General features: G+C 72.7%; 16 protein-coding genes. 9 read left to right on the forward strand and 7 right to left on the reverse strand.

Annotation, left to right across the window (positions count from 1 at the left end; translation table 11 throughout):
• Positions 1 to 145: 145 nt before the first annotated feature.
• Complete coding sequence (locus FB454_RS21640) at positions 146 to 796, reverse strand: flavodoxin family protein (protein ID WP_145823373.1); 651 nt, start codon at positions 794 to 796, stop codon at positions 146 to 148.
• Between the two features lie 64 nt (positions 797 to 860).
• A complete protein-coding gene (locus FB454_RS21645) occupies positions 861 to 1,631 on the reverse strand; it encodes a lysophospholipid acyltransferase family protein (protein WP_047894256.1) in 771 nt (256 codons plus the stop codon).
• Positions 1,632 to 1,838: 207 nt separating this feature from the next.
• Here FB454_RS21645 and FB454_RS21650 point away from each other — a divergent pair, with 207 nt between their 5' ends.
• Both FB454_RS21650 and cydB read left to right on the forward strand, forming a co-directional pair.
• The gene (locus tag FB454_RS21650; protein ID WP_186461635.1) at positions 1,839 to 3,251 is read left to right on the forward strand and encodes a cytochrome ubiquinol oxidase subunit I; all 1,413 of its coding nucleotides are present in this window, start codon (positions 1,839 to 1,841) and stop codon (positions 3,249 to 3,251) included.
• A 17-nt stretch (positions 3,252 to 3,268) separates the two neighbouring features.
• Entirely contained in the window at positions 3,269 to 4,267 is a 999-nt protein-coding gene (cydB, locus tag FB454_RS21655; RefSeq protein ID WP_013286337.1) for a cytochrome d ubiquinol oxidase subunit II, read from the forward strand.
• Between the two features lie 70 nt (positions 4,268 to 4,337).
• Here the strand turns inward: cydB and FB454_RS21660 are convergent, their stop codons facing one another.
• Positions 4,338 to 5,024, reverse strand: a complete 687-nt coding sequence (locus FB454_RS21660; protein WP_145823374.1) for a hypothetical protein — start codon at positions 5,022 to 5,024, stop codon at positions 4,338 to 4,340.
• 65 nt (positions 5,025 to 5,089) lie between these two features.
• Entirely contained in the window at positions 5,090 to 5,554 is a 465-nt protein-coding gene (locus FB454_RS21665; protein WP_221488069.1) for a peroxiredoxin, read from the reverse strand.
• A 90-nt stretch (positions 5,555 to 5,644) separates the two neighbouring features.
• Here FB454_RS21665 and FB454_RS21670 point away from each other — a divergent pair, with 90 nt between their 5' ends.
• Complete coding sequence (locus FB454_RS21670) at positions 5,645 to 6,037, forward strand: YciI family protein (protein ID WP_186461636.1); 393 nt, start codon at positions 5,645 to 5,647, stop codon at positions 6,035 to 6,037.
• 19 nt (positions 6,038 to 6,056) lie between these two features.
• Positions 6,057 to 7,277, forward strand: coding sequence for a DUF6596 domain-containing protein (locus FB454_RS21675; RefSeq protein ID WP_145823375.1), 1,221 nt, complete (start codon positions 6,057 to 6,059; stop codon positions 7,275 to 7,277).
• Positions 7,278 to 7,317: 40 nt separating this feature from the next.
• Here FB454_RS21675 and FB454_RS21680 read toward each other — a convergent pair whose 3' ends face one another.
• Positions 7,318 to 8,151, reverse strand: a complete 834-nt coding sequence (locus FB454_RS21680; RefSeq protein WP_013286343.1) for a patatin-like phospholipase family protein — start codon at positions 8,149 to 8,151, stop codon at positions 7,318 to 7,320.
• Between the two features lie 75 nt (positions 8,152 to 8,226).
• Between FB454_RS21680 and FB454_RS21685 the strand changes: the two genes are divergently transcribed.
• Entirely contained in the window at positions 8,227 to 8,955 is a 729-nt protein-coding gene (locus FB454_RS21685; protein ID WP_013286344.1) for an SDR family NAD(P)-dependent oxidoreductase, read from the forward strand.
• A gap of 50 nt (positions 8,956 to 9,005) precedes the next feature.
• On the opposite strand, the gene FB454_RS35500 is transcribed toward FB454_RS21685, so the two are convergent.
• Together FB454_RS35500 and FB454_RS21690 are read right to left on the reverse strand one after the other, a co-directional pair.
• A complete protein-coding gene (locus FB454_RS35500) occupies positions 9,006 to 9,131 on the reverse strand; it encodes an MFS transporter small subunit (RefSeq protein WP_013286345.1) in 126 nt (41 codons plus the stop codon).
• Complete coding sequence (locus FB454_RS21690; RefSeq protein ID WP_013286346.1) at positions 9,128 to 10,546, reverse strand: OFA family MFS transporter; 1,419 nt, start codon at positions 10,544 to 10,546, stop codon at positions 9,128 to 9,130. Before FB454_RS21690 ends, FB454_RS35500 begins: the two co-directional genes overlap by 4 nt.
• 179 nt (positions 10,547 to 10,725) lie before the next feature.
• Here FB454_RS21690 and pdxY point away from each other — a divergent pair, with 179 nt between their 5' ends.
• The 4 genes from pdxY to FB454_RS21710 all read left to right on the forward strand — a co-directional run bounded on the left by pdxY (position 10,726) and on the right by FB454_RS21710 (position 13,015).
• Positions 10,726 to 11,577, forward strand: a complete 852-nt coding sequence (gene pdxY, locus FB454_RS21695) for a pyridoxal kinase PdxY (RefSeq protein WP_013286347.1) — start codon at positions 10,726 to 10,728, stop codon at positions 11,575 to 11,577.
• A 99-nt stretch (positions 11,578 to 11,676) separates the two neighbouring features.
• Entirely contained in the window at positions 11,677 to 12,141 is a 465-nt protein-coding gene (locus FB454_RS21700; RefSeq protein ID WP_013286348.1) for a helix-turn-helix transcriptional regulator, read from the forward strand.
• A 5-nt stretch (positions 12,142 to 12,146) separates the two neighbouring features.
• A complete protein-coding gene (locus FB454_RS21705; RefSeq protein ID WP_013286349.1) occupies positions 12,147 to 12,557 on the forward strand; it encodes a VOC family protein in 411 nt (136 codons plus the stop codon).
• Between the two features lie 8 nt (positions 12,558 to 12,565).
• Positions 12,566 to 13,015: a pyridoxamine 5'-phosphate oxidase family protein gene (locus FB454_RS21710; RefSeq protein ID WP_071095000.1), complete on the forward strand. Its 450-nt coding sequence runs from the start codon at positions 12,566 to 12,568 to the stop codon at positions 13,013 to 13,015.
• The last annotated feature ends 2 nt before the right edge of the window (positions 13,016 to 13,017 follow it).

The following is a 13,017-nucleotide window of genomic DNA, read 5'->3' on the forward strand; positions in this document are numbered from 1 at the left end:
ACCCGCTGCCTCAAGCGCTACATCGCCCGACAGCTCTACCGCACCATCACCACCCACCACCAAACCCCTTGACAACCCCACTCACAGATCGACGGCGGAGCAGCGGGCCGCGGGGTCGGGTCGGGTGCGGGCAGGGGGCGCCGGGTCAGCCGGACTGGCTGCTGGGGCCGGTGCCTGCGCCGCGGGTTCCGGGTGGCGGGTAGGGCTGCTCCGCGAGCAGCCGGGCCAGGTGGGCGCTGTTGAGCGCCAGCGCGGCGGTGGTGCGGCCGGTCGTGTCGGGTTTGGGGCGGGCGTCGACGTAGTCGGTCTTGTGCAGCGCCTCCCCGACCCAGTAGGTGGCCCCGGCGGCCGGGCAGGTGAACCCCACCTCGTTGAGGGCCTGCTGCACCTCGGCGATGGTGTGGTGCGCGCCGTCCTCGTTGCCGACCACGGCCACCCCGCCGACCTTGCCGTAGGTGCGCAGGCGGCCCTGGTCGTCGGTCTCGGACAGCTCGGCGTCCAACCGTTCGAGGACCATCTTGGTCACCGACGAGGGCTGACCGAGCCAGATCGGCGTGGCGATGATCAGGATCTGGGCGGCGAGCAGCTTGGCGCGGATGCCGGGCCAGCCGTCGCCGTCGCCCTCGTCGACGGAGACCCCGAAGCGCACGTCGTGGTCGACCACCCGGACGATCTCGCCGTCGACGCCCTGCTCGGCCAGCGCGTCGAGCACCTCCTGACCGAGCACCTGTGAACTGGACGTCGCCGGGGAGCGCTTCAGGGTGCAGTTGAGAACGAGTGCTCGGACAGCGGTCATGACCAGGTCCTCTCCACCTGAAGGGGCGCGAGGACTTGATACCCGCCACCGGCGCCGGGATGCGTCAGCCGGTGCGGCGGCGACGGTGGGCGCGGGCGGTGTCGACCGGCCGGCCCGGGTCGACGTGGCGCGGCCGGTCCGGCTCGTCGGGGCGCAGCGGCACCAGGTCGTCGGTGATCGCGTCGATGATCCGGTCGGTGGCCTGCCGGGCCGCGCCGGGGGAGCCCGACCGCAGGTCGTCCAGCGGCACCGGGGCGCCGAAGTGCACCCGGATGGCGGGCCGGCGGACGATCGCCCGGGCTGTCGCGCGCAGCATGCCCTTGGGCGCCCGGTAGGGGAGCACCTCGTGCGAGCCCCACTGGGCGACCGGGACCACGGCGGCGCCGCTGGCGAAGGCGAGCCGGGCGGCGCCGGTCTTGCCCCGCTCGGGCCACATGCCCGGGTCGAGCCCGATGCGTCCCTCCGGGTAGACCACCACCACCGAGCCGCCGGCCACGGCCTCGGCGGCGACCTCCAGTGACCGGTGCACCGCGGAGGTGCCCCGGTCGACGCGGATGTGCCCGGCGCGGCGCATCAGCGACCCGATCACCGGGGCGCGGAACAGACCGCCGGTGGCCATGATCCGGGGCGCGACGCGCCGGACCCGGCAGGCGGCGGCGAGCACCACCGGGTCGAACGGGCTGATGTGGTTGGCGGCCAGGACCAGCGGGCCGTGGCGCAGCGCGTCGGGCACGTCGCCGGTGACCTCCAGCCGGCCGACCAGCCCGACGACGGCGCGGGCGAGCGTCTGCGCGCTCCGCCACAGCAGCGGCGCGCGCCAGGGGGTGCTGTTCATCAGTGCTGGATGTTCCCACGCGCGGGCACAGCGGGGGGAGCCGGTGGGGGTCCTCCGGCGTGGGTGATCCCGGGACCGCAGGTCCTCCGGCAAGGTGATCAGGGTCATTGGTCCCGGGCCGGGTGGGGCCCTGCGGCCCTGCTGCTTTCGCTACGACGCCGAGTAGTATCTACTACGTCTCGTAGTATGCGCAGCTGGGGGTTTCAGGTGGACGCGTTGGACGTCGCCCGCTGGCAGTTCGGTGTCACCACCGTCTACCACTTCTTGTTCGTGCCGTTGACCATCGGCCTGTCCGTGCTGGTGGCGATCCTCCAGACCATGTGGCACCGCACCGGCAACGAGCGGTACCTCAAACTCACCAAGTTCTACGGCAAGCTCTTTCTGATCAACTTCGCGATGGGTGTGGTCACCGGCATCGTGCAGGAGTTCCAGTTCGGCATGAACTGGAGTGACTACTCCCGCTTCGTCGGTGACATCTTCGGCGCGCCGCTGGCCATCGAGGCCCTGGTGGCGTTCTTCCTCGAATCCACGTTCATCGGCCTGTGGATCTTCGGCTGGGACCGGCTGCCCAAGCGCCTGCACCTGGCCGCGATCTGGGCCGCCGCGATCGGCACCAACCTGTCGGCGTACTTCATCCTCGCCGCCAACTCGTTCATGCAGAACCCGGTCGGGTTCCGGATCAACCCGGAGAGTGGCCGTGCCGAGCTGACGGACTTCGTCGCCGTGCTCACCAACAAGGTCGCCCTGGTGACCTTCCCGCACACCCTGGCCGGCGCGTTCCTGGTCGCCGGGTCGCTGATGGTCACCGTCGGCCTGTGGCACGTGATGCGCAACCGCGACAGCGCCGACACCGGCGCGTACCGCTTCGCCACCAAGCTCGGCTCCTGGGTCGTCCTGATCTCCTCGGCGCTGGTCATCCTCACCGGCGACATCCAGGGCAAGATCATGACCGAGGTGCAGCCGATGAAGATGGCCGCCGCCGAGGGCCTCTACACCACCGAGAGCCCCGCCTCGTTCTCCGTGTTCACCGTCGGCAGCCTCGACGGCAGCCGCGAGCTGTTCGCCGTCAAGATCCCGTACCTGCTGTCGTTCCTCGGCACCGGCGACCCCAACGGCACCGTGCAGGGCATCAACGACCTGCAGGCCCAGTACGCCAGCCAGTACGGCCCCGGCAACTACGCCCCGATCATCCCGGTCACCTACTGGAGCTTCCGCTTCATGATCGGCTTCGGGCTGGCCGCCGCCGCGATCGCGCTGCTGGTGCTGTGGAGCCAGCGCAAGGGCCGCACCCCCACCAGCAAGTGGCTGCTGCGGGCCGGCCTGGTCATGCCCGTGCTGCCGCTGCTCGCCAACTCCTTCGGCTGGATCTTCACCGAGATGGGCCGCCAGCCGTGGATCGTCTTCGGCGAGATGCTCACCCGCGACGGCGTGTCCCGCAGCGTCTCCCTGACCGAGGTGCTCACCTCGTTCACCGCGTTCACCCTCATCTACGCCGTCCTCGCGGTGGTCGAGTTCAAACTGCTGGTCCGCTACGCCCGCGCCGGCGTACCGGACGTCACCCCCCAGTCCGACGACGACGACACCGACGACGCCGAGCGCCCGCTGGCGTTCGCCTACTGACACCCCGGAGCCCAACCGTGGAACTGACGACCGTCTGGTTTCTCCTCGTAGCAGTGCTCTTCACCGGCTACTTCATCCTCGAAGGCTTCGACTTCGGCGTCGGGATGCTGCTGCCGGTGCTCGGCCGCGACGACAGGCAGCGCCGCGTCCTGATCAACACCATCGGCCCGGTCTGGGACGGCAACGAGGTGTGGCTGATCACCGCCGGCGGCGCCATGTTCGCCGCCTTCCCCGAGTGGTACGCCACCCTGTTCTCCGGCTTCTACCTGCCGCTGCTGCTCATCCTGCTGGCCCTGATCGCCCGCGGCGTCGCCTTCGAGTACCGCCACAAGCGGCCCGAGGCGTCCTGGAAGCGCCGCTGGGACCAGGCCATCTTCTGGGGCTCGGCGATCCCGGCCGTGCTGTGGGGCGTGGCGTTCGCCAACATCTTCCGCGGCGTGCCGCTGGACGCCGACCACGAGTACGTCGGCGGCCTGCTCGACCTGCTCAACCCGTACGCGCTGCTCGGCGGCCTGACCACGCTGGGGCTGTTCCTCACCCACGGCGCGGTGTTCCTGGCGCTCAAGACCACCGGTGACATCCGGGAGCGCGCCGGTGCCCTCGCCGTGAAGCTCGGTGTCGGCACCGCCGTGGCCGCCGTGGCGTTCCTGAGCTGGTCGCTGAGCATCCGCTCCAGCGCCGCCGCCGTCGTGCTCGCCGTCGGCGCCGCCCTCGCCCTGCTCGGCGGTCTGGCCGCGGCCAAGGTACGCCGGGAGGGCTGGGCGTTCACCGGCACCGCCGTGGCGATCGCGCTGGCCGTGGCGACGCTGTTCGCCGCGCTGTTCCCGAACGTGATGCCGTCCACCCTCGACGCGGCCGGCACGCTGACCGCCACCAACGCCGCGTCCACCCCGTACACCTTGAAGATCATGACCTGGGTGGCTGTGGTGTTCACGCCGATCGTGCTGGCGTACCAGGGTTGGACGTACTGGGTGTTCCGCCGCCGGATCGGGGTACAGAACATTCCGCAACACTGATCGACCTGTGGGCGCAGGGGCGCGGGGCCGGTGCGAGGGGGTCGCACCGGCCCCGCGGGGCGTTCCGGGGTCAGCGCGCCTCGCGCAGCTCCGCCAGCCGCGCCTCGATCTCGGCCAGCTCGGCGCGCAGCTTCTCCGCCTGCTGCTCGGCCTCGGCCCGCTCGGCGGCCAGGATCTGCTCCACCGCCTCCTGCACCCCGGGAACGTCGACCAGCGCCACCATCCGCAGCGACTCGGCCGGCTTCACCACGTACGGCCGGGCCAGCGCCTTCGTGCCCTGCTGCGCGGCCACCGTCCACTCGCCCTCGGCGTAGGCCAGCGTGACGGTCAGCCCCGGCGGGGTCTTCGGCTTCACGGCCTTCACGACCCGCTTCGCCGGCTTCGGCTCCGCCTGCGGCTGCTCGGCCTTCGGCTCCTCCCGCCGCGGCGCCGGCACCCGCGGCGTGTCCAGCACGAACTCCGGCTCCGGCGCGGCCGGCGGCTGCTCCGGTTCCGGCTTCGCCTCGGCTGCCGGACGCCGCCCGGCACCCTTCGGGGCGATCGCCACGTCGGCGGGGGAGAACGGCAGCTCGTCGCGGCCGAACCGCACCACCACGAACTCCTCCGACGCCGCCGGGTCGGTCAGCTCCACCACCTGCCCGAGCTGCCCGGCCATCTGCCCGGCCGCCTCGGTGAACACCACCCGGGGCTTGCGGCCCGCGGCCAGCGCCTCCCGGATCCCCTGAACCTCGTCAGTGGACAAACCCTGACCCGCCATCACGCCCTCTTCCGTACACCTGTTTGACGCAGCCTTGATACCAGCCGGCTGCGACACCGCGATGATCAGCCCCCGAGGGCCCGCAGCGCCGCGTCGGCGTGCTCGTTCATGCTCAGCTCGCTGTGCACCACTGCGAGCACCCGCCGGTCCGTGCCGATCACGAACGTCATCCGCCGGGTGCTCAGCGCGCCCAGCGGCAGCCGCCGCCGCACCCCGAACGCCCGCGCCACCTCGCCGTCGACGTCGGACAGCAGCGGATAGTCGAACCCGTGCCGGCGGGAGAACTCCGCCTGCCGCTGCACCGGATCCCGGCTGATCCCTACCCGAGACGCGCCCACCGCCGCGAACTCCGCCGCCAGATCCCGGAAGTGGCAGCTCTCCGCCGTGCAGCCCCGCGTCATCGCCGCCGGGTAGAAGAACAGCACCACCGGACCGGCGGCCAGGAACTCCGACAGCCGCCGTGGCGTGCCCGTCTCGTCCGGCAGCGTGAAATCCTCGACCAGGTCACCGACACCCACCGCGTCACTCATGACGCGAGGATATGTAGACATCGGCGATCCCGCTCCGTCGTACCCGGCGAGCGGCGGGGAGGCACCGCCGCACGACGCGAAGGACCGACAGTGAAGTACGTGATCATGATCCACTCCAACCCGGAGCCGTGGGGCCACCCCACCTCCGAATACCTCGCCGCCCACCAGGAGCTGCCCGCCGAGGTACGCGACCGGCTCAACGCCGACTTCGAGCAGGTGATGACCGAGCTGCACGCCAACGGGGAACTGGTCGTCGGCGAGGCGCTCGCCGACCCCCGCACCGCCCGGCTCTACCGGTGGCGCGACGGCGCACCCCTGGCCACCGACGGCCCGTACTCCGAGGCCAAGGAACACCTCGCCGGTTTCTTCCTCATCGACGTCGAAGACCAGGCCCGCGCCGACACCGTCGCCGCGAAGTTCGCCGGCCCCGGGGAGACCGTCGAGCTGCGGCCCCTGATGTGGCCGGGCGGGTCCGATCAGTAACGCCCCGCCCCTCGCGGACGTGTGGCGCCGGGAGGCGCCGCACGTCCGCGCCGCGCTGCTGCGCCGCTACGGGCAACCCGACGCCTGCGAGGACGCCCTCCAGGACGCGGCGGAGGCGGCCGCCGCCCGGTGGCCGCTCACCGGCGTGCCCGACGAACCGCGGGCCTGGCTCATCCGGGTCGCCTCGCGACGGCTGATCGACCGGATGCGCGCCGAGGAGGCCCGCAGCCGCCGCGAGCGGCTCGACGCGGTCCGGCAACCCGGCGCCGGCGTCGTACCGCCCGTCGACGACACACCCGTGACCGGCGCCGACGACACGCTGCGGCTGCTGTTCCTGTGCTGCCACCCGGCGCTGAGCCGCCCCTCCCAGGTCGCGCTGACCCTGCGCGCGGTCGCGGGACTGCGCGTGGAGCAGATCGCCGCCGCCTACCTGGTGCCGGCCCGGACCATGACCCAGCGGCTGAGCCGGGCCCGCGCGACGCTGCGCGAGGCGGGCGCCCGGTTCACCATGCCGCCGCCGGACGCTCTGCCCGGCCGGGTGGCCGCCGTGCTGGACGTGTGCCACCTGGTGTTCAGCGAGGGCTACACCCGCACCTCCGGCGACCAGCTCCTCGACGTGGAACTCGCCGAGGAGGCGATCCGGCTCACCCGCCAGGTCCACGCCGCGCTGCCCGGCCACCACGAGGTCACCGGCGCGCTGGCGCTGATGCTGCTCACCCACGCCCGGTCGCCCGCCCGCACCGACGCCGCCGGTGACCTCGTGCCGCTGGCCGACCAGGACCGCTCCCGCTGGCGCGGCGACCTCATCGACGAGGGCGTCACGCTGCTCGGCCGGGCCCTGCCCCACGGCCCGGTGGGCCGCTACCAGCTCCAGGCGGCCATCGCCGCCGTGCACGCCGAGGCACCGGCCTTCCCGGACACCGACTGGCTGCAGATCAGCGTCCTCTACGACATGCTGAGCCGGGTCGCCCCCAGCCCGTTCGTCACGCTCAACCAGGCCGTCGCGGTGGCCATGGCGCACGGCCCCGCCGTCGGGCTGGCGCTGCTCGACCCGCTGCTGGCCGACCCGGCGATGCGCGGCCACCACCGGCTGCACGCCGTCCGCGCGCACCTGCTGGAACTCCACGGCGACCCACAGGCCGCCGCCGAGCACTACCGGCTGGCCGCGCGGCTGACCGGAAGCCTGCCCGAACAGCGCTACCTCAACCGGCGCCTGAGCCGCCTGACCGGCGTCTCCTGAGCTGCGGCGCCGGTCAGGCCGCGCCGTGCTGCACGCCCGGTCAGCGCCACACCGCGGCCACCTCGTCGGCCACCGCGTCGGCCTGGGCGAACCCGGCCCGCGCCGACGCCGCCCGCCGCGCCGGGTCCAGCACGTTGCGGCCGATCGCCGTCCGCGCCGCCCGGTCCGGCGATACCACTGCCACCCGCGCCCCCGCCTCCCGCAACGCCGCCACCTGCGCCGACAGCCGCGGCATCGGCCCCACCGCCGCGCGCGTCGGCGCCAGGACCACCACCTGCCCGCACCCGGCCGCCAGGTCCGCGTTCACCGGCGAGCGGACCCCGCCGTCGACGTAGCGCCGGCCGCCGACTGTGACCGGCGGCCACACCCCCGGCACCGCGCAACTCGCGCCGACCGCGTCCACCAGCGGCACCCCGCTGTCCGCGTCGAACACCACGAACTCGCCGGAGGCCGCGTCCACGGCGGTGACCAGCAGCCGCGCCGCCGGCCAGTCCGGCGACGGCAGCCGCGCCGCGATCACCGCCCGCCGTGACTGCTCCGACGGGGTACGCGCCGACAACGCCATCGCGCCGATACGTGCCCGGGCCCGCGCCGCGTCCCGGCCCCGCCCACCGGCCCACGCCCAGCGCAACAGCACGCCCGTCCCGAGCCGGGCCGGCACCTCGTCGCGGGGCGGCCGCAGCTGCGCCTCGTACAACCGCTCCGGCGGCGTACCCGAACGCACCTGCGCCCCCACCACCGACCCGGCCGACGTACCCACCACCAGGTCCGCCTCGTCCAACCGCAGGCCGTGCCCGGCCAGCCCGGCCAGCAGACCCAGCTCCCAGGCCACCCCGGTCACCCCGCCGCCACCCAGCACCAACGCGCGCCCCATGTGACAGTCCTCTCCACCCCGGATGGTCCCGCCCACGGTAACGTCGCCCCCACCGCAAGGCAGGGGAGAAGGGCATTGACCTCCGTCACCATCGTCACCGGGGGAGGACGCGGCATCGGCGCGGCCACCGCCCGCCGGCTCGCCGCCGACGGCCACGACCTGGTCATCGGCTACCGCACCGACCACACCGCCGCCGAATCCGTGGCTGCCGACGTGCGCGCCGCCGGCCGCCGCGCGGTCACCGTCGCCGCCGACACCACCGACCCCGACCAGGTACGCCGCATCTTCGACGCCGCCGACCGGCTCGGCCCGCTCACCGGCCTGGTCAACAACGCCGGCGTCACCAGCCCGATCGGCCCGTTCACCGACCTGCGCGTCGACGACCTGCGCGAGGTCGTCGACGTCAACCTCATCGGGTACGTGCTGTGCGCCCAGCAGGCGGCCCGGCGGCTCACCCGCGGCGGCGCCATCGTCAACGTCTCCTCCGTGGCCGCGACGCTCGGCTCACCCGGCGAGTACGTGCACTACGCCGCCGTCAAGGCCGCCACCGACACGCTCACCGTCGGGCTGGCCAAGGAACTCGCGCCGCACGGTGTCCGCGTCAACGCCGTCGCCCCCGGGATCATCCGCACCACCATCCACGCCCGCTCCGGCGTGCCCGACCGGCCCGACACCGCCGCGGGCCGGATCCCGATGGGCCGCGCAGGGGAACCCGAGGAGGTCGCCGGCGCGATCGCGTACCTGCTCGGCCCGGACGCCTCGTACACAACGGGCGCGGTCCTGCGCGTCGGCGGCGGTCTCTGACCCGGCGGCGGCCCGGGGATCTCCACCCCCGGGCCGCCGCGTCGCGTCTCCTACTGGGTGAACAGCTTCGCCGCCGTGATCAGCGTCTGCACCACGCCGTAGCCCAGCAGCGCCGACACCACCAGCCACGACACCACCAGACGGGCCCGCTGCCCGCCACCGGTCCGCTCGTTCACGATCCGCTCCTCTCCGCCGTCACCGGCTGCCCCGGTCCCGTCTCGTCCCGCCCGGACGCGGGCTCGTGGTAACGCTGCGGCACCGGCCGCACCAGCAGGTTCGCCACCAGACCCACCGCCAGCACGCCGACCATCGTGAACAGCGCCGGCCGGTACGCCGCCGCGGTCAACGTGCCCGGCTCGCCCTGCGCGTCGAGGAACGCGTTGACGATCAGCGGCCCGGCCACGCCCGCCGCCGACCACGCGGTCAGCAGCCGGCCGTGGATCGCGCCCACCTCGAACGTGCCGAACAGGTCCCGCAGGTACGCCGGCACGGTGGCGAACCCGCCGCCGTAGAACGACAGGATCACGCACGCCAGCAGCACGAACAACGCCGTCGCGGTCTGCCCCACCAGCGCCAGCAGCAGGTACAGCACCATGCCCACACCCAGGTACACCATGTAGATCGGCTTGCGGCCGATCACATCCGACGTGGACGACCACACGAACCGGCCCGCCATGTTGAACAGCGACAACAGCCCCACGAACCCGCCGGCCGCCGCCACCGACACCGCCGACGTGCCACCCTCGCGGAAGAAGTCCTGGATCATCGGGCTGGCCTGCTCCAGGATCCCGATACCCGCCGTCACGTTGCAGAACAGCACCACCCACAGCAGCCAGAACGACCGCGTCCTGACCGCGTTGGCCGCCGACACGTTCGCTGTCGTCACCAGCGGCTTGTCCGCCACCCGAGCCGGGTCGAACCCGGCCGGCCGCCAGTCCGCCGCCGGCACCCGCACGTTGAACACCCCGAACATCATGATCACGAAGTAGCCGACGCCGAGCGTCACGAACAACCACACCAGCGCCGGCCCCGACGCCGTGGAACCGCTGTTCGCCGGGTCGTAGGCCGGGTCGTAGAACGACAGCAGCTGCCGGGACAGGGGAGAGGCCACCATCGCCCCGCCACCGAACCCCATGATCGCCAAGCCGGTCGCCAGACCCGGCCGGTCCGGGAACCACTTGATCAACGTGGAGACGGGGGAGATGTACCCGATCCCCAGACCGATCCCGCCCAGCACCCCGTACCCCAGATACAGCAACCACAGCTGCCCGGTCGCGATACCCAGCGCCCCCACCAGGAACCCCGCCGCCCAGAAACACGCCGAGACGAACATCGCCTTACGCGGCCCGTTCGCCTCCACCCACGTACCGGCCACCGCGGCCGACAACCCCAGCATCACGATCGCGATACTGAAGATCACCCCGATCGCCGTCTGACCGGTGTCGAAATGCGCGATCAGGGAGTTCTTGTACACGCTCGTGGCGTAGACCTGCCCGATGCACAGATGGATCGCCAGCGCCGCCGGAGGAATCAGCCAACGGCTGTACCCCGGCGGCGCGACGGTGTGCCGACGATCGAGTGCGGAAAGCATCAGTGCTTCCTCCGTCCGGATGGCGAGAACACCCCGGTTCATGCCCCTGCCGCACGCTGCACCCAAACCCGCCCCGCGCCGGACGGCCGAAACGCTGCGCCGAACGGTCACCGCCGTCCCGGCCCGTCATCACCCCACCACCGGCAGTCATCCCCGGCCCGGGATGCGACGATGACCGGGTGAAGATCCTGTCCATCCAGTCGTCGGTCGCCTACGGCCACGTCGGCAACTCCGCCGCCGTGTTCCCGCTGCAACGCCTCCGCCACGAGGTCTGGCCGGTCCTGACCGTGCACTTCTCCAACCACACCGGCTACGGCGCCTGGCGCGGCCCTCTGCTCGCCCCCACCGACGTCGCCGACGTCATCGCCGGCATCGAGGACCGCGGCGTGCTCGGCACCGCCGACGCCGTCCTCTCCGGCTACCAGGGCGACCCCGCCGTCGGCGCCGTCATCCTCGACGCCGTCGCCCGCGTCAAGGCCGCCAACCCGGCCGCCCTCTACTGCTGCGACCCGGTCATGGGCGACGTCGGCCGCGGCATGTTCGTCCGCCCCGGCATCCCCGAATACCTCCGCGACACAGTCGTCCCGCGCGCCGACATCGTCACCCCCAACCAGTTCGAGCTGGAATTCCTCGCCGGCCGCACCACCGACACCGTCGACGACCTGCTCGCCGCCGTCGACACCGTCCGCGCCACCGGCCCCCGGCACGTCCTGGTCACCAGCGTCCTGCACGGCGACCTGCCCGCCGGCCACCTGGAAGTCGTCGCCGTCTCCGACGACGGCGCCTGGGCCGTCACCACCCCGCTGCTGCCGATCGCCCCCAACGGCGGCGGCGACGTCACCGCCGCCCTCTACCTCGCCCACCTCGCCACCACCGGCTCACCGAAGACCGCACTGGAACGCACCACCAACTCGATCTACGCGGTACTCGAGGCGACCCTCGAAGCCGGTACCCGCGAACTGCAACTCGTCGCCGCCCAGGACGCCATCGCCGACCCACCCACCCGCTTCACCGCCCGCCGGCTGCGCTGACCGACAGCGCGGGTGCACCTGCCGCGCGGGTGCACCCGCGCGGCGACTCGCCGCTCGAACAGGTGGACGACCCCACCGCCCACCAGGCAGGATGCGGACGTGCCACCGCACCCGGCAACCGACGACCCCGCGTTCGCCCAACGGCTGCGCGACCTCACCCGGCTGCGCCGCGTCCGCGACCGCATCGACCGCGAATACGCCAAACCCCTCGACGTCGAAGCCCTCGCCCGCGGCGAACACATGTCCGCCGGCCACCTCAGCCGGCAGTTCCGCCAGACCTACGGCGAATCCCCGTACGCGTACCTCATGACCCGCCGCATCGAACGCGCCATGGCCCTGCTGCGCCGCGGCGACCTCAGCGTCACCGACGTCTGCTTCGCCGTCGGCTGCCAGTCCCTGGGCACCTTCAGCACCCGCTTCACCGAACTCGTCGGCGAACCACCCAGCGCCTACCGCGCCCGCCACGCACCCGACACCGCCGAACCACCCCCGTGCCTGACCAAACAGGCGACCCGACCGATCAGGAATCGAGAAGCCCGCACCGGCCGACCACCACTAGCGTGACCACCATGACGATCACCATTCACTACGCCTTCCTGCCCCACACCGACGCCGACGCCGCCCTCGCCTTCTACCGCGACACCCTCGGCTTCGAACTGCGCAACGACGTCGGCTACAACAACATGCGCTGGCTCACCGTCGGCCCACCCAACCAGCCCGAGACCGGCATCGTCCTGCACCCGCCGGCCGCCGACCCCGGCATCACCGACGACGAACGCCGCACCATCCTCGAACTCATCGCCAAGGGCAGCTACGGCGCGCTCACCCTCGCCACCGACGACCTCGACGGCCTGTTCGACCGCCTCCAGGCCTCCGGCGCCGACGTCGTCCAGGAACCCACCGAACAGCCCTACGGCGTCCGCGACTGCGCCTTCCGCGACCCCACCGGCAACCTCATCCGCATCAACGAGCGGCGCTGACCCACCCCATGACCGACGCACCCCGCACCCGCGCCCGCCGCCGCAACGACACCACCCACCGCCTCGAAAACGACGTCGACTGCTGGGTCGCCACCGCCGAACCCGACGGCACCCCGTACCTCGTGCCCCTGTCCTTCGACTGGGACGGCCACACACTGCTCGTCGCCACCCCGGCCGACAGCCCCACCGGCCGCAACCTCGCCGGCGGCCGCGCCCGCGTCGGCCTCGGCCCCACCCGCGACGTCACCATGATCGACGGCGATGTCGAAACCCTCGCCCTCGACGCCCTGCCCACCGGCCGAAGCGACCGCTTCGCCACCCGAACCGGCTTCGACCCCCGTACCCTGACCACGCCCTACCGCTGGTACCGCATCACGCCACACCGCATGCAGGCCTGGCGCGAAGCCGACGAGCTACCCGGCCGCACCCTGATGCGCGACGGCCGCTGGCTCGACTGACA

The sequence above is a fragment of the Micromonospora sp. CNZ297 genome (assembly GCF_007827625.1).